The organism is Candidatus Protochlamydia phocaeensis (genome assembly GCF_001545115.1).
GTDB lineage: Bacteria > Chlamydiota > Chlamydiia > Chlamydiales > Parachlamydiaceae > Protochlamydia_A > Protochlamydia_A phocaeensis.
This window is the reverse complement of record NZ_FCNU01000023.1, coordinates 153662-173270: the sequence shown is the minus strand read 5'-3', so window position 1 is coordinate 173270 and position 19609 is coordinate 153662. Positions and strand designations below refer to the sequence as shown.

Genomic DNA, 19609 nt, shown 5'->3' with positions numbered 1-19609 from the left:
ACGCCCTATGAATTTGCATTAATAAAGCCCGGTCAATTTGGCTCTGCAGAGCCAAAAAGACCTCATTGCCTAGAGGAAAATGAAATGAAAAATTTCGCCTAAAAACTGGTCCAGAAATTGGGGCAAGTCCACAAAGAGCTAGAGATCATCTTCTTCTTTTCGTTCTTTTACTTCTTCTGGGCTGATAGCCTCTTCTTCTTCGTAGTATTGATCGTCTTCATTGTCGCCCCTTTCTTCAGAAGGAGTCATAAATGTTTTTTCTAAATGATCACTAGGTCCTTTTTCCTCGTCCTGATCAAAATTAAGAGGTTTAGGATTATCACTATTGCTTTTCTTTTTTTTATGTTTCATATCACCCCGCATTGCTCATATTGGCTTCGTTCTACCGCTAACATAAAGAATCGCTTTTAGAAAATTTATCATAAGTCCACACATAAACATAGACGAATATCAGTCTTACATAACATCTACCCAAGATTGGATGTCAAACAAATTTCAAAGTCTTCCTAGCAACCACAAAATAAGGACAATAATTAAAATTGTTCCCAAAAGTCCGCTGGGACCATATCCCCAACCAGAACTATGCGGCCATGATGGGAAAGCGCCAATAAGCAATAAAATTATGATGACAATTAATACTGTGCCTAGCATGGCTTCTCCTTTAAAAAAAATGTCAATAAATATTTTGTCAATTTTCATTAAGCTAGAATAACCATACTCTGATGTCAACATAAATATTTAATTTATATGTTTAAGGAAGGTAGTTATAGGAAATTACCCGACTGGAGAGTGGATCCTAATTAGGAGGAGAGATCAATTACAACCTTCTGTCAATGTATTTTTAGAATTTATATCTTTACGATATTGCCTTTGCTAACAAATAGGTGGCTCCAGCAGCCATTTCCCTAACAAATACCGTTTGAAAACTATTTTTAAAAAGAAAAACCTCTATAAAGTATCCTTTGACAAGACCGAAGCAGAATAATGCCAGAAGGGTTGCAGAGGCAGAGATTAAGAGAGCTGTATTAGAGTCTGACATTAAGAGATAGCGGAATAATGGAATAATACCCCCTAAAACATAAGAAAAGCAATTGTGAAGGCGCTTTAGGAAAGCTCTAAAAGGATCTGCCTTTTCAAGTCCGAGTTCGAATTTCATCGTGAAATCTTTTCATGCTGTGGGATTTCGCTTAAGAGCTATCACCACAGATGATGATTCATTTTTGGAAACACCGTATTTGGCAAATATATCCTATATTTCCTGTTCTTCTGCCTGAGTTTGGTGGATAATTTCGGGCTGTTCTCTCTCTTGGCTTCGCTCTCAAAATATTTTGTGTCACTTTTAACAGCTAAGTAGCTTCCTAAATCCATAGCAATTGAGCCTGCTGCAATTTCGGCAAAGCCAGCTGTGATTACAAGATGAGTTTCAGCGACGGCACCGAATATACCCCAGCGAGAGCAAAAGGCACAGTGAGTCCATCTGACATGCCAACTTATGCTGTTTCCAGCTTGGAAATGGTCTTCTTTGTGATATATCGTTTTCATGACATCGATTCATTTTTTTTATGGTTTTTGATGCTCTTTTATGGATCAAAATTTCTGGCGTGTGTATTAAATCCTTAATATTGTACTAGATAAAAAATGTTAATTAGAATATCGGGACATCAAAAAGCCTTCATTCACATTGACTAGTCAATCCGTTACAGTATGAATGCGATTACCTAAAATAGGTCTTACCACGCGACAGCATTCACAGGATTAAAATTTCTAATAATTATTTTTAAGTGACGTGGTTGGATTGATGAGTGTTCTCTTTCGAATGGATTGCCAAATCTTCGATTTATCGTCGAAACCGTCTATGTTAAGAATAAGCCTGAGCTAGGAGAAATTTATGGTAGCAACAAAAACACAAGCGATCGATAAGCAAAAAGCATTAAAAGTGTTAAATAAATTTTTAGATCAATTTAAAAATTATTGTAAGCAAAATAGCCACCTGATGCCGTTAATTTTGAAAATATTTTTTCGTGATTTTTAGAATTCAAGCAATGGAAAAACTGATAGGAAAAAAATCCAAGATTTTTTAAAACGCATTTAAGAAGAGCAAAAGAAATATTCACATGTCGGGTTCTCTCACCTTCAAGATTATTTGATTGCGGGCAATAAAGGCACTATTCAATATGAGATGAATCTAACTTTACAGAATGGACTGACCTATCGTCGGACAAACCAAAATCTCTGATTCCGAGGATATAAAGAAGAGGAAACTGTCATAACAGTCTTCGACATTAGAGTGCAGAATGACTTAAATAGGTTCCACTTAGTGCAAAATGTGATTGATCGCTTACTATATTTAGGTTCCAAAGGGAGACTATCTGAAGCAAATAGTTCGGAAAAAAACTCATCGAGCACAAACTTTACATTGATAAATATGGCCAAGACATGCCGGAAATCCGGAATTGGAAATGGGGTGGATTGTGAGTCTGCAGTTTGACAAGGAACCCGCCTTTTGGCAGCAGAATTTGACAGTTTTATTACAATATTATAAGGCAACCTCAGACGGATTGACAAGCAGCGAGGTCTCTGAACGCCTTGTACATTATGGCCCTAATCTATTTCATCCACAGCGAAAAAATGCATTACTTTTTCAGTTTCTGTCCAAGTTTAGCAATCCTCTTGTCATCATTCTGCTCGTAGCCAGTGCTATATCAGCTCTCACAGGGGATGTCGCTAGCTTTATCATTATTTCGCTTATTGTCTTCATGAGTGTCACACTGGATTTTATTCAGGAATATAAGGCCGGTAAGGATGCCGAGAAATTACGTCAATCAGTGACAGTGCATGTGCAAGTGTTGCGAGATGGAAAATCTCAGGAGATTCCTCTTCCTTCGCTGGTTCCTGGAGATGTTGTGCTACTTGCTGCCGGTGACTTAGTTCCTGGTGATGGACGCATATTGGAGGCAAAGGATTTTTTTGTAAATCAGGCGCTTCTAACTGGGGAACCATATCCGGTCGAGAAAAAACCAGGCGAATTACCTAATGAGGCTGAGATCCTATCAGCGAGCAATACTGTATTACGAGGAACTTCAGTAGTGAGCGGAACGGCAAGAATATTAGTTTGCAATACCGGTGCTAATACAGTGCTTGGCGATATTGCTGACAGTCTTATAGCCAAAGCTCCTCCTAATGCATTCGAACAAGGTATTCGTAGCTTTGGACTGCTTATCATGCGCTTTACAATCTTTCTCGTGCTGTTTGTTCTTCTAGTCAATGCATTCTTCCATAGACCATGGCTTGAATCCTTTATCTTTGCCGTAGCATTAGCGGTCGGATTAACTCCCGAACTGCTTCCTATGATTGTTTCAGTGACTCTTGCCAAGGGAGCAAAGCGTATGGCGGCTAAACGAGTCATTGTTAAACAACTCGCTTCCATACAAAACTTGGGAAGTATGGATGTGCTTTGTACGGATAAAACAGGTACGTTAACTGAAGCACGTATTCATTTGGAGCGCCATATTGACAGCCTTGGACGTAATAGCAACAGAGTTTTGGAGTTGGCCTATCTGAACAGTTTTTTTGAAACAGGATTGAAAAGTCCATTGGATGATGCGATCTTGGAACATAAAGAGATCGATATGACTGGTTGGCGAAAAATTGACGAAGTGCCTTTTGATTTTGAACGTCGTCGAGTTTCGGTACTGGTTGATAATGGACAGAAAAGAATGCTCGTGATCAAAGGGGCTCCAGAAGATATCTTGCGTCTTTGCACAACTTATGAAGGGGAAAGTGACACTGATTTACGCCCTTTAGATGATGCAGCGATGGCTATCGTGCGAGCACTATTTGACTCTCTAGGAAGAGAGGGATTCCGAGTACTTGGGATTGCCTGGCGTCAGGAAGAAACCGATTACCCTCATATCGTAGTAAGCGATGAGGCAAAACTTGTTTTTTCAGGATTCGCTGCTTTTCTTGATCCACCTAAAGAGAGTGCGAAGAAGGCTTTAGAACACCTTGCTGCCAGTGGAGTCTCGGTCAAGATAGTAACTGGCGATAATGAACTTGTGACCGAACATATTTGCGGACAGTTGGGACTGTCGATTACCGGAATTCTGACGGGCGCGGATATCCTGAAAATGGATGATCAGGCCTTAGTTGGACAAGTAGAAAGTGTTAATCTATTTTGTCGTGTTACTCCGGCCCAGAAAAATCGGATCATTCTAGCTTTAAAGAAGCGAGGTCATACTGTTGGATATCTTGGGGATGGGATTAACGATGCTCCTTCACTTCATTCTGCAGACATCGGCATTTCTGTGGATAGTGCTGTTGATGTTGCTAAAGATGCAGCAGAAATGATTCTTTTAGAACATGACTTGGGGGTTCTCCAAAGTGGGGTTATTGAGGGGCGGCGTACATTTGGCAACATTATGAAGTATATCATGATGGGAACCAGTTCTAATTTCGGCAACATGTTCAGTATGGCAGGTGGATCTTTGTTTCTTCCCTTTCTTCCCATGCTACCCACGCAGATTTTGCTTAATAACATGCTTTACGATATATCTGAAATTCCCATCCCAATGGATAATGTCGATGAAGAATACCTGATGCGCCCCAGACAATGGGATATTAACTTTATTCGAAAGTTCATGCTGATCGTTGGACCCATCAGTTCCATCTTTGATTTTCTGACCTTTTTTGTAATGCTCACAGTTTTTCAAGCCGGGGAGGCTCTTTTTCATACTGGCTGGTTCATCGAATCATTGGCAACGCAGGTACTCGTTATCTTTGTCATTCGCACGCGCAAGATTCCTCTAAAGAGCCGCCCTAATCCTTGGCTCACTATCTGTTCTCTCTTAATAGTATCATTAGCTATTTTGCTACCCTTCACTTCTTTAGGAAAGTTTCTTGGATTTGTTGCACCTCCGTTGCTATTCTTTTTTATCCTGGCGAGCATGGTGATCGTGTACTTACTGATGGTAGAAGTGGTAAAACAATGGTTTTATAAGCATTATAGCTCACGCTAAATTCAACACTGACAGTACATCTTTCATACAACATCTGAAGATTTTTCAAAGAGGACTAGAACACTCTAAAAACAACTTAATCGTCTATGCAATAATCAGATTTTATCAAGGCTTGAGCCAATCCTCGAAAGATCAAATGATGGAAAGGTAAAAGCCCATACCAATAGATTCTTCCCAAGAGTCCATGTGGACGAAAAGTGGCTGTTTGGTAAAGGGTGTGGTTGACAATCTTGAATTCAAGCCATGCTTCGCCAGGAAGTTTCATTTCAGCATACAGCAAAAGGCGGCGGTTTTTGCTATCTGCAACCAGAACACGCCAAAAGTCTAGAGCATCCCCGTCTTTCAATCGCGTTGGGTGTGTTCTTCCGCGGCGAAGGCCAATACCCCCGACTAATTTATCGATAAATCCTCTCATCTTCCATGCCCAGTTCATGTATATCCACCCAGTATCTCCACCAATCGACCAAATTTTTTTTTGAACTACATCTGGGGATTGAGTGAAAGAAACTATTTGTATATCAAAAACTGTGCCGAAATGGGGGACTTGCACATAGGTAGAAAGATCGGGATTAAGATTTGAATTTCCTATCGCATCTTTCCAACTAGAAGGAACATCATCTTCCTCAATACAATTAAATGAGCGGCGAACAGCCGTTTTAAAATCCAAAAGCTCTTTGGGAAAGATCTTTTGGATATTGTTTTCTTTGCAAATGGCATTATTTTTAAGGCTTTCGACTAGTGATTGAGCAAGAGGAAAGCTTGCGGAGGTTATAAAATAAAGCCAGTACGAAGAAAGCTTTGGTGTCAATATAGGCACAGTAATAATCCAGCGCTTTAAGCCGCGGATGCGAGCAAATGCAAGGAGAAGTTCCTTATAGCTAAGAACATCGGGCCCGCCGATTTCAAATCGTTTACCTAGACAAGCGGGATGATCTAGAACAAGAATTAAGTAATCTAGGACATCACGGATTGCAATTGGTTGAGTGAGGTTTTTCGTCCATTTGGGTGCAACCATAATTGGAAGCTTCTCCACAAGATCTCGGATAATCTCGAAAGAAGCGCTGCCGGCTCCAATGATAATTCCTGCCATGAGTGTTGTAACAGGGATTTTTCCTTGCCGCAAAATTGTTTCGACATTCTTACGAGACATGAGATGATGAGAGAGCTGTTCATCGTTGACAATGCCACTAAGATAGATAATTTGGCGAGCATTGGTACAAGAAAGCCGGTCTCGAAAATGCGTCGCCGATTTAGCTTCGAGCGAAGTGAAATTTTCAACAGAGCTGCTCATCGAATGAACAAGATAATAAGCAATATCGATATCATTAGGTATTGTTTCTAACGATTCAGCATCTAGCAAGTCAGCTTGGATGATATGAATTTGTTTTTCAAATTTATCAGGAACTTGCATCCGTTTGTTGCTACGGACAAGGGCATAAACCTCATAGCCTTTTTCTAGAAGAAGAGGCAATAGTCGGGTGCCGATATAACCATTAGCGCCTGTTAGTAAGACCTTCATCAGGAATCCTGTTTTATTTTTCAAATTAGCATAATCTCATGGATTTGAAAATAAGCTTAGTGCAATTTGATCTCGCATTCAAGAATGCATCTTGGAATTCCTATTTATTTTAATACTTTTCTAAATTGATTTTTCATCGACTGTTGAATCCATATTTATACGTGATAAAAATTGCGGTAACAGTAGGAATTACACCTACTAGAATAAACAAAGCATCCGGCACTAATCTTATCCATTCCAAAGTATGGAAAAGCCCATTTATAATAAAATTTAAATGCCGAGCATGCCAGTAACCATTTGCCATTGAGTCATATAGCTGAAGGAGACCTGGAGGAAAAGATCGATTATAACCATTAGCGCCAGGCTGATGTTGAGGCCCCAAAAGCGGATATTAAAGAACAATGTGCAACTGTTGGAGATTTGCATCATGCATTAAAATTAAACCCTATTGATCAAAGTAAAGTCTTCGAACTTGGAGAAGTTATATTAAAACACCCATCAAAAAGAGAAGATCCTAAAGGCGTCATTATTTTTGATTCAACAGGTAAAGCAATGCAGGATAGAGCATTAGCATCAATTGTGTATGAGGAAGCTTTTAAAGAAGGCTTAGATGCTAGATTTCAATTTTTTGATGGTGCACTAGCGGTGCAATGATTCTCCTAATTTACCATTCAATTCCAGTAAAATCCAGTAGCATTTTCTACATAAGTCCCTTATCATCTTACTCATAGCGGTTGGATGGTATTAAATAATGTGGCGGACAACCTCCTTTATAACCCGCTGATCTTGATGTTCAAATTCAATTTGCTTGCTGCTTATATTCGCTAATTTTACCCCTGAATTCTTTGAATCTATCCAATCAAACTGCTAAGCCTAATAAGCAACTAGGTGGAGCAAGTAAAAGGACTGAATATAATCATTCACCGATTTACCATTTTCTCCATAGAGTCGGGATAGCGATTGCCTTCGATCTTAATGTTGGAGGCAGCTTTTTCAATGGCCTGTACATCTTTCGCTGATAGTTCGATATTGGCAGCTCCGATATTTTCTTCCAAGCGATGCAGCTTGGTTGTTCCAGGAATGGGAATAATCCATGGCTTTTTAGCGAGCAGCCAAGCGAGCGCGATTTGCGCAGGCGTGGCCTTCTTTTGCTCTGCAAATGAGGTCAATAAATCTACCAAAGCTTGATTGGCTTTGCGATTCTCTAAATTGAAACGGGGGACAATATTGCGAAAATCTGTGCTATCAAACTGGGTGTTTTCATCGATCTTGCCTGTAAGGAATCCTCTGCCGAGCGGACTGAAAGGCACAAATCCAATTCCTAGCTCCTCAAGTGTCGGCAGCACGTCCTCTTCAGGCTGTCTCCACCATAAGGAATATTCACTTTGCACGGCAGTTACGGGTTGGACGGCATGGGCGCGCCGGATGGTTTGCGCACCGGCTTCCGACAAGCCAAAATGCTTGACTTTGCCTGCTTTGATCAATTCCTTCACAGTACCGGCTACATCTTCGATGGGTATCTTCGGATCAACGCGGTGTTGATACAATAGGTCAATCGAATCAACATTGAGCCGCTTCAGAGATCCTTCGACGGCTTGCTTGATATGCTGCGGGCGGCTATCTAAACCGCTCCAGCGCGCTTCTCCTTCTGTGCTAGGGGCAAAGCCAAACTTGGTTGCGATGGCGACTTTGTCACGAAAAGGCGCGAGCGCTTCTCCTACAAGCTCTTCATTGACATAAGGGCCATAGACCTCAGCAGTGTCGAAAAAGGTGATGCCCCGTTCAACAGCCGTGCGAATCAAGGCAATCATTTCCTGCTTATCTTTAGGGGGGCCATATCCAAAAGACATTCCCATGCAGCCAAGCCCAAGGGCTGAAACTTCCAATTCTCCAAGCTTGCGCTTTTTCATGATTTTCTCCTTCGTTGGATCAAATTTGTCTTTTTCAGGCGTACCGTACGACTATATCGGCTGAATTCGTCTGTATAAATGAGCCGTTGCTTCCAATTTTTAAAAAGGCCCTTAAAAAGGCAAACGATTTAGTTGCAGGGCAATTCTATTATGCTTGATCGTACAGAACTCTCTTAGAATTGAATACAAAACTCTAGCGAGATTAACCCTACTTCTTTCGGCTCTTATTTCTAATAAGTTAAAAGTCGAATCTTTTTATGTGTCAAATAATTTCTTTAAATAAATTGCTCTTAATTCATTGCCATGTTAAATATGAATGCTTTGCTTCTTGAAAATTTTTAAATCAAGGATATTGAGATGTCAGCTGTTACCACATCATATAACACAGATAGCCTTTTAATATGGATGGATCGATTCTGTGACCGTGTACCTGGTGCAAGCACGCTAACAAATTTTATAAATATTTTTGAGAAATGCGTTTTAAAAGTAGCCTTTCAGCCAAATTTCATAAAAGCCAATCGCTACTTCTCTTATATAAACGATAAGAGCATGCTCCGCTGTATTGTTTTACTTGTGCCTGTTTTAGGGAATATCGTTATAGGCCTCTCTGATTGGATTCAAAAGCAGCAAGCGGAGAATGAAGAAAGAGTATCTCAAAATGCTCAAGCTCGCCTGTTAGAATTAAATCCCGATTACTTACCGCATGGCCTTGCTGAAAGACGAATCGTTATTGAAAATAGGCGACAAGAGAAAATGCGGGAGTTAATGCAGAGGCAGCGGGCAGAGAGCGAAGAGAGAGAGGCCCAAAATAATCAAGCCCGCCAGTTTGGGTTAAATCCCGATCACTTGCCATATGATCTTTCTGAAAGACGAACCATTATCGAAAATAAGCGGCAAGAAAAGCGCCGGTTAGTTACTCAAGAGTTTATAAGAATTGTTGATAGACGAATTGGTGAAATGCGCCGATCTATTGAAGAATTTGAGAAAATGACTGGTCCTGGGAATGCATCAGACCAAAAGAAAATAGAAGAATCCTGGTCAAGCTGTAAACTGACATATGCTTTCTCAAATTATCGCCAGATCTTTTTAAATTTAATGAGATTCAATCAGAGTGAAATTCTCATTCAAAAGCAGCAGGAACTTAATGAATTAAAGAAACAACTATTAGAAATCAGGCGCTTATCCTATCGTAATTATATTCGAACCCTTGATGGGAAAGAGCTCTTAAAGCAGGCTCAAAAATATTACCTTAATAGCTTTTCTGAAGAAGATCGAGAAGGAATCCAAGGGACAGTCGAACAGATTGATCTTGCAGCCATTCTACCTAGATTGAAAGAAAGATGCCTTAATTCAGCTAAAGCTGACTACGATCTGGTAGAGATGCAAGAAATTAGCGTACACATAGAAAAAAACTTTGTCATGGTTTCTCCTAGATGCAAAGGGGAAAATCATTCGCTTATGATATCGAAGAGTCCATCACTCCATTTGATCAAAGTATGAGAGCATATTTCATGCTTCAATAAATGATGCGCGCAATAAGAGTTGGATAAGCTGTTTCAATCCTCTATGAGTGATCATTTCTTTTTTTTAGAGTAGAAAAATTCCTCATCCTTTTTATCTATCATTTTAAATATCTTGATTTTCATTCTATTTAAATGAATTATTTTTTTTTTGTCAGTTGAGTGTTAATAAAATATTATTTAATTTGATAATTTAAAATTTTATGATAAATTAGTTTTTTATTGCTGAAAATTGAAGTTCTTAATTGTTTACCCATAGGAAAGTAAAAATGTCTACTATTACGTCATCTTATTCTATAAGTAGCATTTTGATAGAAATTGATCGAATTGGGGATTATTTACCGATTGCAAGCACTGTCATAAATTTGATAGATCTTTTTGAAAAATGCGTTTTAAAAGCGTACAGCCAATCAGCCTTTGTAAAGACTAATCGCTACTTTTCTTATATAAGCGATAAGAGCAGCCTGCGCTGCGTCGTCTTGCTTGTCCCTGTCTTAGGCAATATTGCCGTTGGCATTCATGATCTGATTCAGAAACGGATAGGGGAAAATGAAGAAAGAGAAGCCCTGGCTTCCCAAGCTCAGATGCTGGGTTTAAATCCCAATCAATTGCCTCACAGCGTTTTGGAAAGACGAAGAATAATAGAAAATACGCGGCAAGAAAAACTTCAAGCGGTTACTCACCAAGTCCTAAATGCCTATGATGCGCAAATTGCCCATATACGCCATTTTATTGAACCTTTTAAGCGGCTTATTGATGATCCTCAAGAAGAGATTAAAATGGTGGGGCTTTTTGGAATACCCTTGGAGGTTCATACCGAAACGCATTTGGAAAAAATAAACTGTGTTTGGTCTAACTTTAAGCTCATAATGGCTCTTCAAAATTTGGGAGAATGCTTTCAGCGTTTGGGACGACTGCATGAGAATCAAAGGATTGTTCAAAAGCAAGGAGAATGTTCCGAATTAAACAAGCAAGTCATCCAACTTAGGCAGGCATTCTATCGCGCGCATATTCAAAATATTAATGAAGCAGAACTTCTAAAAGAAGCTAAAATATATTACCTAGGAAGCTTTTTGAAACAAGAGCGAGAGAGATTACAGGAATCGGTGGAACAAATGACGCTTGCAGCCCTTTTGCCTAAATTGAAAGAAAGAGTCCGTGCTCCCAATATTGCTGAATATGATTGCATAGAAATGCAGGAAATCAGCGCACGCATGAATGCACTAGCTCTTCATACCTAGACATTCCTTCAGGTCGATGCAAGGTAGCTGTCTTGCATCAGCCAACCATTCAGGATAAGAGAATGGTTTTTAGCTTGCATGGCAGCTTCTGCTAAAGGCAAAAGCGCTTGAATTTTCTCTTTTAAGATTTATAATGAGAGCATTTAATTGGGTGTGTATGACTCGCAAAAAAATTTGTCTCGCTAGCGATAACTGGACGGGTGTTCATCCGTCTGTCCTACAAGCTTTATTGGAAGCGAATGACGGCTACGCGGCTTCCTATGGGGCTGACCTTTGGACGGAAAAAGCGCAGCAATTGATTCAGGATGCCTTTAAAGCGAAATGTAAAATCTTGATTGTTCCAACGGGAACAGGTGCGAATGTGTTCGGTCTTAAGCTTGCTTGTCGCAGGCATGAATCTGTCATTTGCACGGACATTGCCCATATTCAATATCAGGAGTCCGGATCGGCTGAGTCCATTGTTGGCTGTAAGCTGTTGACGATTCCCCATAAAGAAGGCAAGCTCGTTCCAAGCGCTGTGCTAAAAAAATTAAAAAGTGAACGCGCTTTCGGCAAACACTCAACCTCTCCGCGCGTTATGTCCATCACGCAGCCAACTGAAGTGGGAACAGTCTATACGTTTGAGGAGTTGGCCGCCTTGGCAAAGCTATGCCGCGAAGAGAACCTGATCCTTCACATGGATGGAAGCCGCCTGTATAATGCAGCTGTCAGCTTAGGAATGCCCTTGCATGACATGCTTGCCATAGCCCAAGTCGACCTCCTTTCATTGGGAGGCACTAAAAATGGACTGATGGGAGCCGAAGCGCTTCTGATCTTTAATCCGGCCTTAGAAGAGGGCAGCGATCACTTGCAGAAACAGACCCTGCAGCTGATGTCTAAAATGCGCTATCTTTCCGCCCAGTATATTCCTTTCTTTAAAGATGGTTTGTGGCAGACACTTGCAAGGCAAGCCAATCAAAGGGCGAAAGAAATCGCTTCCCTCATCCAATTGACGCCAAACCTTTCCTTAAGCTATCCGGTAGAAACCAACCAGATCTTTTTTACGGCTCCGCCTGCATGGATTCCACTCATTCAAGAAGATATTTTCTGCTATCTATGGGACCAGGAAAAAAGCGAGATCCGATTGATTACTTCTTGGAATACGTCGGAAGAGGATGTAAAGGCCGTGCAATCCATCTTGGAAAAGATCTCTTACTGCTCGATTTAAGGCTTGAATGAATAAGAATTTTATCGCTGAAACATATGGAAGCAAAGACGGAGCCTTCTCCATTTATCATTGGCGTGAGCGGTATCTCAGGCGTCGGCAAAACAACGCTTGTAAAACGGTTGAATGGGGGGATCCTTTACGTAGAGACAGCGGAAGAAATGCCAACCGAAGGATTCGTTTACCGCTTTTTTGCCGCTTTGGCAGAATTAAATGTCTTGCAGCGCTTTAAGGCCATTCTCATGGCCTATCCGAAGGCACAGTTTTGCGAGAGGAAGCCGCCGGAAGGACGAGAGGCATTTATTGGCAATCAGCAAAACGCCGTAAAAAAGGCTTTAGAAGATTATAAGGTTCGGTTTCCCGTCGTTTTTAATATAAACTTCGGCCATACCGATCCGCAAATGATTATTCCCAATGGCGGACGGGCTATCATTGATGGAATCAATCCGACCGTCCGCTTTCATTGATGGTTCATTCTTCCGGAAGCTGGGTTGTCCAGGCATCTTTTCTTTTATCTACGCCGATATCGAAGGACATGCCATCCTGGTGGTGGAATAGCTTGATTCCCATCGCATTTCCGATTTTCCTGTTAAGGCCGATATAGCTTGCAATCTGCTCATTATCGATTTGATGGCCTCTAGCTTGAAGAGAAGAGAGGGTAGAAGAGGGGATTTCCTTTTCCGTGCAAACCATTTGGCTTTCCTCGAAAAAGGCAAGCTTGGGGGCATCGATCGCTTCCTGCATCGTCATTTTGAAATCAATGAGGTTGAAGATGATTTGAGCGACATTTTGAGGGATCGTATGGCCGCCAGGCGTGCCTAATGCTGCCCATGGAAGGCCATCCTTTAGAATAATAATGGGAGAATTGCTCGACAGTTTATATTTTCCAGGTATGACATCCATTGGGTTGCCTTTCGGTTCAAAAGTGGAAAAGGCCATGGAGTTGTTCATCCAGATACCTGTCCCTTCAATCATCACCTTGCTGCCGAATCCCAGACCTAATGTCTGTGTCGAACTGACAATATTTCCCCAGCGGTCGACGACGACAAAATGCGTCGTATTCAAGCCTTCTTTGCCTCCCTGAAGATCAAAAGGAGAGGCTTTCTGTCGATCGATGGCATGCGCAATAGATAAGAAGGTGGCAGGCGTCAGGATTCGATTGACAATGTTGTCTCTTTCTTCCGGGCTTCCGGAATGTGTGAGGCGGACTTTGCATGATTCTTTTAATACTTCTATCAAGACATGTAGATACTCCGGAGAATCAGGCGACCAAGACTGTAAAGGGAATTGTTCCATGACGCCCAATGTAAAAAGGGCGGAAAAGCCATTGCCGGGTGTGCCCATGGTATAAACATCATATCCTTTATAAGTGAGCTTAAGAGGATCCCACCACTCAGCTACATCAGCGTGCAAGTCTTCAATGGATAGAAAGCTTCCCAGCTCTTTCATTTGCCGGTCGATGCGCTGGGCAATCTCTCCTTTGTAAAAAGGATCGGCTCCTTGCGAAGCAATCAGCTCATAGGTTTTGGCCAGGTCTTGCTGGATCAGAATTTCTCCTTCTTGCAGAGGGCGTCCTTCCTTGCCATAAAAAGACTTGGGATAAGCCGGGAATTCATCAAATGAGGAGGCAATCAATTTAGCCATATAGGAAGGAAGAGGGAATCCTTTTTTGGCATAGTGGATGGCTTTTTCAAACAAGGCCTTCCATGGCGTTTGTCCGTATTGTGCGTGCATCTCTTGCCAGGCATTTAAATTGCCGGGTGTGCAAATGGATTTGGCTCCTTTTCGGTTCTCTAAATAATTAGCCGTTGGCGCCCGCATCAAGTCTGAATTGGCGTTGGCTGGAAATTTTCCGCTCGAATTCAAGTAACGGATCTCTCTTTTTTGCGTGTCATAGATTAAAGTTGAGCCATATCCGCCTAGTCCGGACATGGCAGGTTCTACTACATTGAGCGTAGACGCCACGGCAATGGCTGCATCAAAGGCATTTCCGCCCTTTTCAAGAATTTCCAATCCCGCCCGTGTGGCAAGGGGATGTCCCGAAGCAATCGCTCCGCATATGGGCTCTTCTTTGGCAAAAAGAGAGGTAGTTAGAAAAAAAATGGCAGATAAAAGGGATAAAGCGATCTTTTGCATGGCTAGATTGGATTTGTAAAGGATTGATGGGATAGATAAGAAAGCGCTATAGTAGTTTCCTAGATTACGCTTTGTCAAGACTTTAAGCGATTGATTTATGAGGGAGGAAAATGTCTTTTAGAATTCAGCCTTTTGAGCCAAGCTATCAACATGAAGTGATTGATTTAATTGAACGCATCCAAGTAGGGGAGTTCAGCATTCCCATTGAGGAAGGGCAGCGCAAGGAATTGCAATCCATTTCGACTGCTTTCCAAAAAGATAAAGGAAATTACTGGATTGCTCTTTTCAATGAAAAGGTAATAGGTACGATTGCCGTGATCGATATTGGCCATCATGCCTTCGAGTTAAGGGATGTATTCCTTGATAGAGACTACCGCGGACCCATTACTGGATTTGCCAAGAAGCTCTTGGATACAGTTGTTGATTGGTCCAAAGCGCAAGATGTGCATACCATTTATTTGGGCACAACGTTTGCTTTTCGGGCTGCGCATCGTTTTTATGAAAAGCATGGCTTTTATGAAATCGCAAGAAAAGACATGCCGCCTTATTGCCAGCCGATGGACTGCGACGAGAAATTCTACCGGCTTGATTTGAAGAACAGTTAGCAATTGTCTAATTGAACAGCATTTAGGAAAGAGAGCTAGTTCATTAGCTCTTTTAATATATCTTCTTGGCCAATTAAATCGATCAGTCCATTAGGACGCATATTCCCTTGCCCAGCAGAGCGTATTGACCAGGCGGATTTGATCAACGGTGCTGCAAGGAATCTCTAGCAGGCGGGGATTGGCGATGATAAGGGCCAGCGTGCGTGCGCGCGAGATGGCCACATTCAAGCGATTTTTGCTGAAGAGAAATTCAATGTCGCGCGGCAGCTCATCCGCTCCTGACGTCACCATGGAAAATAAAACCACTTCGGCTTCTTGCCCTTGGAATTTATCCACCGTTCCCACCCGTGTGCCTTGAGGCAGGATAGTCTTCAAATAGTTCAGTTGAATGTTATAGGGTGTAATCACCAGGATATTTTCCAACGTTAACGGCCTCACATTCCCTTCGCGGCAGCGATAGTTTTGCTTGAGAAGGTCGCTGATGATTTCACGGATTAGAGCCCCTTCCTCCTCGCTTTTCTGGCTGCGCCCCGTGTGTTCGATAGGAATGAATTTGATGCCATTGGCGACTAGGCTGGGGTGAGCGGTTTGCGAGAGGATAAGCGATTGGGTCTGATTCTTATTTTGCGCCTGCAAACGGCCTTCATAGACGGCATCGGAAATAAAACGGCAGACCTTGTCATGCATGCGCCAAGTGGTGTCGAGAAAAATGCCTTTGTCGGCAGCGATGACGGATTCGCCTTGCAAAAGGTATTCTAAAGTAGACATACCGGACGAGCCGGGATGGGTGCCTTGGATGGGCTGTCCTAATTGCATCTGATCGCCGATCAGGACAATATTTTTAGCGCAGGTGCCCATGGCAATAAAATTAGCTAAAGTGACTTGGCCGGCTTCATCGATAAATAAGTAGTCCAGGGCTTGATCAAGCGCCTCTTCGGCAAATAGCCAAGCGGTTCCCGCAAGTAGATTGGCCTGGGGATCGAGGCTTTTATTATCAAAGATATCCTGGATCATTTCTCCTTCAAACCAGGTTTCCTGTTTGTTCGAGTCCGATTTCTTTTGTCCAAAGAATAGAAGGCCTTCCTTTTTAGCTGCTTTTTCGATGCCTTCCAAAAGGTTATGGATCGCTTTGTGTGAATTGGATGCGACTCCGATGCGTTTTCCCAGGCGGAGAAGCTCAATAATAATCGTAGAAGATGTATAGGTCTTTCCGGCTCCTGGGGGGCCTTGAATGAATAAATAACTATTATTTAAGCTTTTGACGGCTTTGGCAATGGATGTTAGCGAGCCATCGTAAAGAGGCGCATGGAGCGCATAGTTTTGCAAAGCAGGCGCTCTCCTTCTCAAAAAATGCTCGATTGCGCTGTAGCGAAAGGTCTGTTCAATAATGGAATCGGCAAAGCGTCCGATGGCTTCTTCTAGTTTCTTATTATTAACGCTTGGTTGAATTGTAATGGCAGAAAAGGGAGGCAGCGCATCGCTTTTGCTTTTTAGGCCGATCTTTCCTTGCTCCTCATTTAAGCTTACAATTTCATAGCTTCCCTCTAGCGTGCTAACCAGGCAGCATTTATCTCCTTTTTTCAGTTTAAATTCTTGAGGAGGAAATGTATAGGTGTACACAGTTGAGCGCTTGTCTTTATAGGGCGGCATTTCAGTATCGAGCGTCAGCCCTGCTATGCATTCGGTGTCTTCAATGAGCTCTTCGCTGTCTTTTGTTTGCCGGTCGTACAGGGCCCACCACTTGGGCTTGCTCTCCCGCTTGTGAAAAGATAAAAGCTGGGCGGTCAGTTCCCTCAATGGCTTGTCTTCCTCATGGGCTCCCTCTAAAAGGGCTTTTTCTCGATAAAGCCTTGTCTCTTGTATCGCTTGCTTTTCTTGCTCGCGCTCAACTTTTTTTGCGCTATTCTCCTGGCTCTCGCTCTCTTCTTTAGCCTTTATGGCGAACCAAGGCAAACCGCTTGGGCGCAAGCTAAGGAGCCATTCGCGCAATAAATAAGTGGAGCGGCAATCGTATTCGTTGTATTTGCCGATCATTTCGAGCAGCGCCTCATTTTTTAACTCGCACCATTGCTCATAGTAGACAAGGCTGTCTTTGGCATTGGCGACATCGCTCTCTCTTTTTTCCATGTAAAACGTTTCCAGGTTCTTGATGGAATAGCTGGATTCTGAGACTCTAATGGCTCCGCGAACGACTTTATAGAGATCGACAAGCTTTCCCAGGCGAAGCAGCTGATCGACTTTGTCCTCTTTCGTGCCATACTTGGCCGCTAAGCGCTTAATGGCAGTATCTTCATAATGGTTGTAATGGTAGATATGCGCGTGCGGATGCTTGCTGAGATGTCCCATGAGAAAGTCCATCACATCTTCGAAAGCTTTTTTCTCTTCTTCTTCATTATGGGCCCAAAAAGGCTTAAAAAGCGGTTTTTCATTTTCAAAATAATAAAAGCCAAAGAGATATTCTAGCCCATCTGTCGCATAGGGAGTGCCTTCCATATCGAAGAACAGATCGCCGGGATCGGGAGCGGGCAGGCGGGCGAATCCTTTATCGTCTGTAAGCGGGAGCATTTCTATTTCGTTTTTGCCGGATTCCCGCTTGATCCGCTGCAGCTTGGCTTGAGATTTGAGGCGGTCAAACACTTGTTGGTTTAAGTTGGGGATGGAAAAAGCGGCGCTTGTATAGGACAAGGCTTCAAGTGTGCGAATGCCATGCGCTTCGAGCTTGGCAATTTGCGAGTTTTGAATATTGGCCACGCGGCTTAAGTGATCGGCTTTTTCCCAGGCGTCTTCACATCGTTTGGTCCAATCACAAAATGTACAGATCGGGCATGGAGTAGGATGCGACTCAGTAAGCGGGGAGGAAAGATGATGTTCGAATTTTTGTTTGAGCGTGGCATAGTAATAAGCGAAATCTTTAAATAAGAAGTCGAGCGTTTGTCCATTTCCCAACACTAAGGAGAAAGCCCGAGGAGGCATGCCCTGGTAGTGAGATAGCAAGTCCGAGTAAACGCAAAGTTGTAGAATATGCTTGGGTTCGGGCCGTTTACTTAATTTGGTATCAATCACTTCATAGCTGAATGATCCCAACTGAGAAGGGTGCTCTACGCGCTTCAATAAATCCGCATAGCCATGCCAACAGCCTTGATGCAAGGCGGCCTGGTAGATATAGTCGGCCCCGCTCTGCATGGCCTTGACGGTCATTTGTTCCCGATCATGCAGAGAAACGCTTGCCTCTGTCGGAATTTCAATAATTGTACAGCCCTTGTCTTTCAGCCATTGTAAATAATTCGCTTCGTGCTCCAATCCTTTTTTCCTGATCAAGCGCGTATGCTCGTCCTCTTCTTGTTTTGGTTGTGATTCGCCAAGATGTTGCAGGTCGAGAAAAGTCTTATGATGGCATTCAATAAAAGCAATGAGATCGTTTGCGGATAGCAAGAGATGATTCTTATATTTTCTCATAGGGCATCAGCTTGTGAAGAAGGGATTGAGGAGCTTTACGATTATTTTGCAGGAATAGAGCGGTTTTCTCATACCATTTGATCGATTTAGGCTTTACTTAACAAGCTCAATTGAATAGGCAAGCAAGAAGAAAATTTTAAGGTTTGCGATTAAGTCGTTTAGGTTTAAAAGCTAATTATTTTTCTATATTATTGAACTTTAAGGCAATATGAAAGAATTTTTATACCTAAGCATGGGGCAAGGTTAAGGAGAGGGAAAACTTTCAGCCATTTGCTGGCTATTAGGTGCAAAGCTAAGCCGAAAAAAGCGTGGAAAATTCTCACGCTTCATTGGCGACTTGATCGCTTTCTTGGCTCTTGAATTCCAGGATGTCTTCTTTGTCAGCGAACGAACCAACAAGAAGATTAACGGGCTCTCCATTGAAGATGCTTACCGACGCGCGGTCGGCAAGTGCCTGGAAACGCTTCTGATCCATGGAATCGAGCGGTTGGTGGAGCATGATCTCTAAAAGCAGTTGATGATTCTCTTCCCGATTGAGGAGGTAGACGGCTTGATTTGATTCCGGAAGCTCTTCATCGATCAAATGCCCAAGCTGAAGAAGCTGTTCATTAGAAAAATGCCGATTTGCAATCACATTAGCCAGATTGGATGTCAAAAAGGAAACAAAGCCTTCATGGGGTTCTTGTCTTTCTAGCTCTTGGATATCTTCTTGCTGCTCTTGGATAAGCTCGCGGAAATCAAAAAAATACTTCACTAAGAGGGAGTTTGAGGCCCTTTCTTGCATGGCTTCCATTTTTTTCAGGGAGTCTTGAAAGACAGCGAGTCTCTCTTGCTGCGACAGGGGATAAAAATAAGTGGTTAGCAGTTTTTGAGAAAAGCCTTCCGCTTCCTTGAAAAGATGGGCTTCCTCGACGATCCGATCTTTGAAAAAATAGCCGCTCAGGATGAGCAGGATAGCTGCAATAATGAGGATTTTATCTGGATCTTTTGCGAACATGCCCGC

General features: G+C 42.3%; 17 protein-coding genes and 1 pseudogene. 9 read left to right on the top strand and 9 right to left on the bottom strand.

Going from position 1 to position 19609, the window contains the following annotated elements; translation table 11 throughout:
* Positions 1-138 precede the first annotated feature (138 nt).
* From BN3769_RS09425 to BN3769_RS15145, 4 genes are all read right to left on the bottom strand, one after another.
* The gene (locus BN3769_RS09425) at positions 139-351 is read right to left on the bottom strand and encodes a hypothetical protein (protein WP_068469904.1); all 213 of its coding nucleotides are present in this window, start codon (positions 349-351) and stop codon (positions 139-141) included.
* 144 nt (positions 352-495) lie between these two features.
* Complete coding sequence (locus tag BN3769_RS09420; protein ID WP_079989504.1) at positions 496-651, bottom strand: DUF3309 family protein; 156 nt, start codon at positions 649-651, stop codon at positions 496-498.
* A 205-nt stretch (positions 652-856) separates the two neighbouring features.
* The gene (locus BN3769_RS15265) at positions 857-1156 is read right to left on the bottom strand and encodes a VIT1/CCC1 transporter family protein (RefSeq protein WP_068469899.1); all 300 of its coding nucleotides are present in this window, start codon (positions 1154-1156) and stop codon (positions 857-859) included.
* Between the two features lie 41 nt (positions 1157-1197).
* Positions 1198-1542, bottom strand: a complete 345-nt coding sequence (locus tag BN3769_RS15145) for a VIT1/CCC1 transporter family protein (RefSeq protein WP_068469898.1) — start codon at positions 1540-1542, stop codon at positions 1198-1200.
* 346 nt (positions 1543-1888) lie between these two features.
* On the opposite strand from BN3769_RS15145, the gene BN3769_RS14770 reads away from it, so the two are divergent.
* The 3 genes and pseudogenes from BN3769_RS14770 to mgtA all read left to right on the top strand — a co-directional run bounded on the left by BN3769_RS14770 (position 1889) and on the right by mgtA (position 5015).
* Positions 1889-2032, top strand: a complete 144-nt coding sequence (locus tag BN3769_RS14770) for a hypothetical protein (protein WP_154017877.1) — start codon at positions 1889-1891, stop codon at positions 2030-2032.
* 159 nt (positions 2033-2191) lie between these two features.
* Positions 2192-2475: pseudogene (locus tag BN3769_RS15260) on the top strand (phosphoketolase family protein); the annotation flags it as partial.
* Positions 2460-5015, top strand: coding sequence for a magnesium-translocating P-type ATPase (gene mgtA / locus BN3769_RS09405; protein WP_154017876.1), 2556 nt, complete (start codon positions 2460-2462; stop codon positions 5013-5015). The pseudogene BN3769_RS15260 and the gene mgtA, both read left to right, overlap by 16 nt.
* Positions 5016-5091: 76 nt before the next feature.
* Here the strand turns inward: mgtA and BN3769_RS09400 are convergent, their stop codons facing one another.
* Positions 5092-6534: an SDR family oxidoreductase gene (locus BN3769_RS09400; RefSeq protein ID WP_068469896.1), complete on the bottom strand. Its 1443-nt coding sequence runs from the start codon at positions 6532-6534 to the stop codon at positions 5092-5094.
* A gap of 390 nt (positions 6535-6924) precedes the next feature.
* Between BN3769_RS09400 and BN3769_RS09395 the strand changes: the two genes are divergently transcribed.
* On the top strand, positions 6925-7188 hold the full coding sequence (locus tag BN3769_RS09395; protein WP_079989501.1) for a hypothetical protein: 264 nt from the start codon (positions 6925-6927) through the stop codon (positions 7186-7188).
* Positions 7189-7454: 266 nt separating this feature from the next.
* Here the strand turns inward: BN3769_RS09395 and BN3769_RS09390 are convergent, their stop codons facing one another.
* Positions 7455-8444 carry an aldo/keto reductase gene (locus tag BN3769_RS09390; RefSeq protein ID WP_068469892.1) on the bottom strand — a complete coding sequence of 330 codons (990 nt, stop codon included), beginning with the start codon at positions 8442-8444 and terminating at the stop codon, positions 7455-7457.
* 357 nt (positions 8445-8801) lie between these two features.
* Here BN3769_RS09390 and BN3769_RS09385 point away from each other — a divergent pair, with 357 nt between their 5' ends.
* From BN3769_RS09385 to BN3769_RS09370, 4 genes are all read left to right on the top strand, one after another.
* Positions 8802-9944 (top strand): hypothetical protein, encoded by a 1143-nt coding sequence (locus BN3769_RS09385; RefSeq protein ID WP_068469891.1) that lies wholly within the window; start codon positions 8802-8804, stop codon positions 9942-9944.
* Positions 9945-10233: 289 nt separating this feature from the next.
* Positions 10234-11205: a hypothetical protein gene (locus BN3769_RS09380; RefSeq protein ID WP_068469889.1), complete on the top strand. Its 972-nt coding sequence runs from the start codon at positions 10234-10236 to the stop codon at positions 11203-11205.
* A gap of 157 nt (positions 11206-11362) precedes the next feature.
* Positions 11363-12412 carry a threonine aldolase family protein gene (locus tag BN3769_RS09375; RefSeq protein WP_068469887.1) on the top strand — a complete coding sequence of 350 codons (1050 nt, stop codon included), beginning with the start codon at positions 11363-11365 and terminating at the stop codon, positions 12410-12412.
* Between the two features lie 35 nt (positions 12413-12447).
* On the top strand, positions 12448-12876 hold the full coding sequence (locus tag BN3769_RS09370) for a hypothetical protein (protein WP_068469885.1): 429 nt from the start codon (positions 12448-12450) through the stop codon (positions 12874-12876).
* Between the two features lie 4 nt (positions 12877-12880).
* Here BN3769_RS09370 and ggt read toward each other — a convergent pair whose 3' ends face one another.
* Positions 12881-14623: a gamma-glutamyltransferase gene (gene ggt / locus BN3769_RS09365; protein ID WP_154017875.1), complete on the bottom strand. Its 1743-nt coding sequence runs from the start codon at positions 14621-14623 to the stop codon at positions 12881-12883.
* A gap of 32 nt (positions 14624-14655) precedes the next feature.
* On the opposite strand from ggt, the gene BN3769_RS09360 reads away from it, so the two are divergent.
* Positions 14656-15150, top strand: coding sequence for a GNAT family N-acetyltransferase (locus BN3769_RS09360; RefSeq protein WP_068469881.1), 495 nt, complete (start codon positions 14656-14658; stop codon positions 15148-15150).
* A 90-nt stretch (positions 15151-15240) separates the two neighbouring features.
* On the opposite strand, the gene BN3769_RS09355 is transcribed toward BN3769_RS09360, so the two are convergent.
* Both BN3769_RS09355 and BN3769_RS09350 read right to left on the bottom strand, forming a co-directional pair.
* On the bottom strand, positions 15241-18606 hold the full coding sequence (locus BN3769_RS09355; protein ID WP_068469879.1) for a TM0106 family RecB-like putative nuclease: 3366 nt from the start codon (positions 18604-18606) through the stop codon (positions 15241-15243).
* Between the two features lie 319 nt (positions 18607-18925).
* Positions 18926-19603, bottom strand: coding sequence for a hypothetical protein (locus tag BN3769_RS09350; RefSeq protein ID WP_068469877.1), 678 nt, complete (start codon positions 19601-19603; stop codon positions 18926-18928).
* Positions 19604-19609: the final 6 nt, after the last annotated feature.

Coding starts and splice junctions, on each gene's coding strand:
- BN3769_RS09360 (WP_068469881.1), top strand. CDS start 14,656: ATGTCTTTTAGAATTCAGCCTTTTGAGCCAAGCTATCAACATGAAGTG.
- BN3769_RS14770 (WP_154017877.1), top strand. CDS start 1,889: ATGGTAGCAACAAAAACACAAGCGATCGATAAGCAAAAAGCATTAAAA.
- BN3769_RS09400 (WP_068469896.1), bottom strand. CDS start 6,534: ATGAAGGTCTTACTAACAGGCGCTAATGGTTATATCGGCACCCGACTA.
- BN3769_RS09370 (WP_068469885.1), top strand. CDS start 12,448: ATGGAAGCAAAGACGGAGCCTTCTCCATTTATCATTGGCGTGAGCGGT.
- BN3769_RS09385 (WP_068469891.1), top strand. CDS start 8,802: ATGTCAGCTGTTACCACATCATATAACACAGATAGCCTTTTAATATGG.
- BN3769_RS09425 (WP_068469904.1), bottom strand. CDS start 351: ATGAAACATAAAAAAAAGAAAAGCAATAGTGATAATCCTAAACCTCTT.
- BN3769_RS09350 (WP_068469877.1), bottom strand. CDS start 19,603: ATGTTCGCAAAAGATCCAGATAAAATCCTCATTATTGCAGCTATCCTG.
- BN3769_RS09355 (WP_068469879.1), bottom strand. CDS start 18,606: ATGAGAAAATATAAGAATCATCTCTTGCTATCCGCAAACGATCTCATT.
- BN3769_RS15265 (WP_068469899.1), bottom strand. CDS start 1,156: ATGAAATTCGAACTCGGACTTGAAAAGGCAGATCCTTTTAGAGCTTTC.
- BN3769_RS09390 (WP_068469892.1), bottom strand. CDS start 8,444: ATGAAAAAGCGCAAGCTTGGAGAATTGGAAGTTTCAGCCCTTGGGCTT.
- BN3769_RS15145 (WP_068469898.1), bottom strand. CDS start 1,542: ATGAAAACGATATATCACAAAGAAGACCATTTCCAAGCTGGAAACAGC.
- BN3769_RS09420 (WP_079989504.1), bottom strand. CDS start 651: ATGCTAGGCACAGTATTAATTGTCATCATAATTTTATTGCTTATTGGC.
- BN3769_RS09375 (WP_068469887.1), top strand. CDS start 11,363: ATGACTCGCAAAAAAATTTGTCTCGCTAGCGATAACTGGACGGGTGTT.
- BN3769_RS09380 (WP_068469889.1), top strand. CDS start 10,234: ATGTCTACTATTACGTCATCTTATTCTATAAGTAGCATTTTGATAGAA.
- mgtA (WP_154017876.1), top strand. CDS start 2,460: ATGGGGTGGATTGTGAGTCTGCAGTTTGACAAGGAACCCGCCTTTTGG.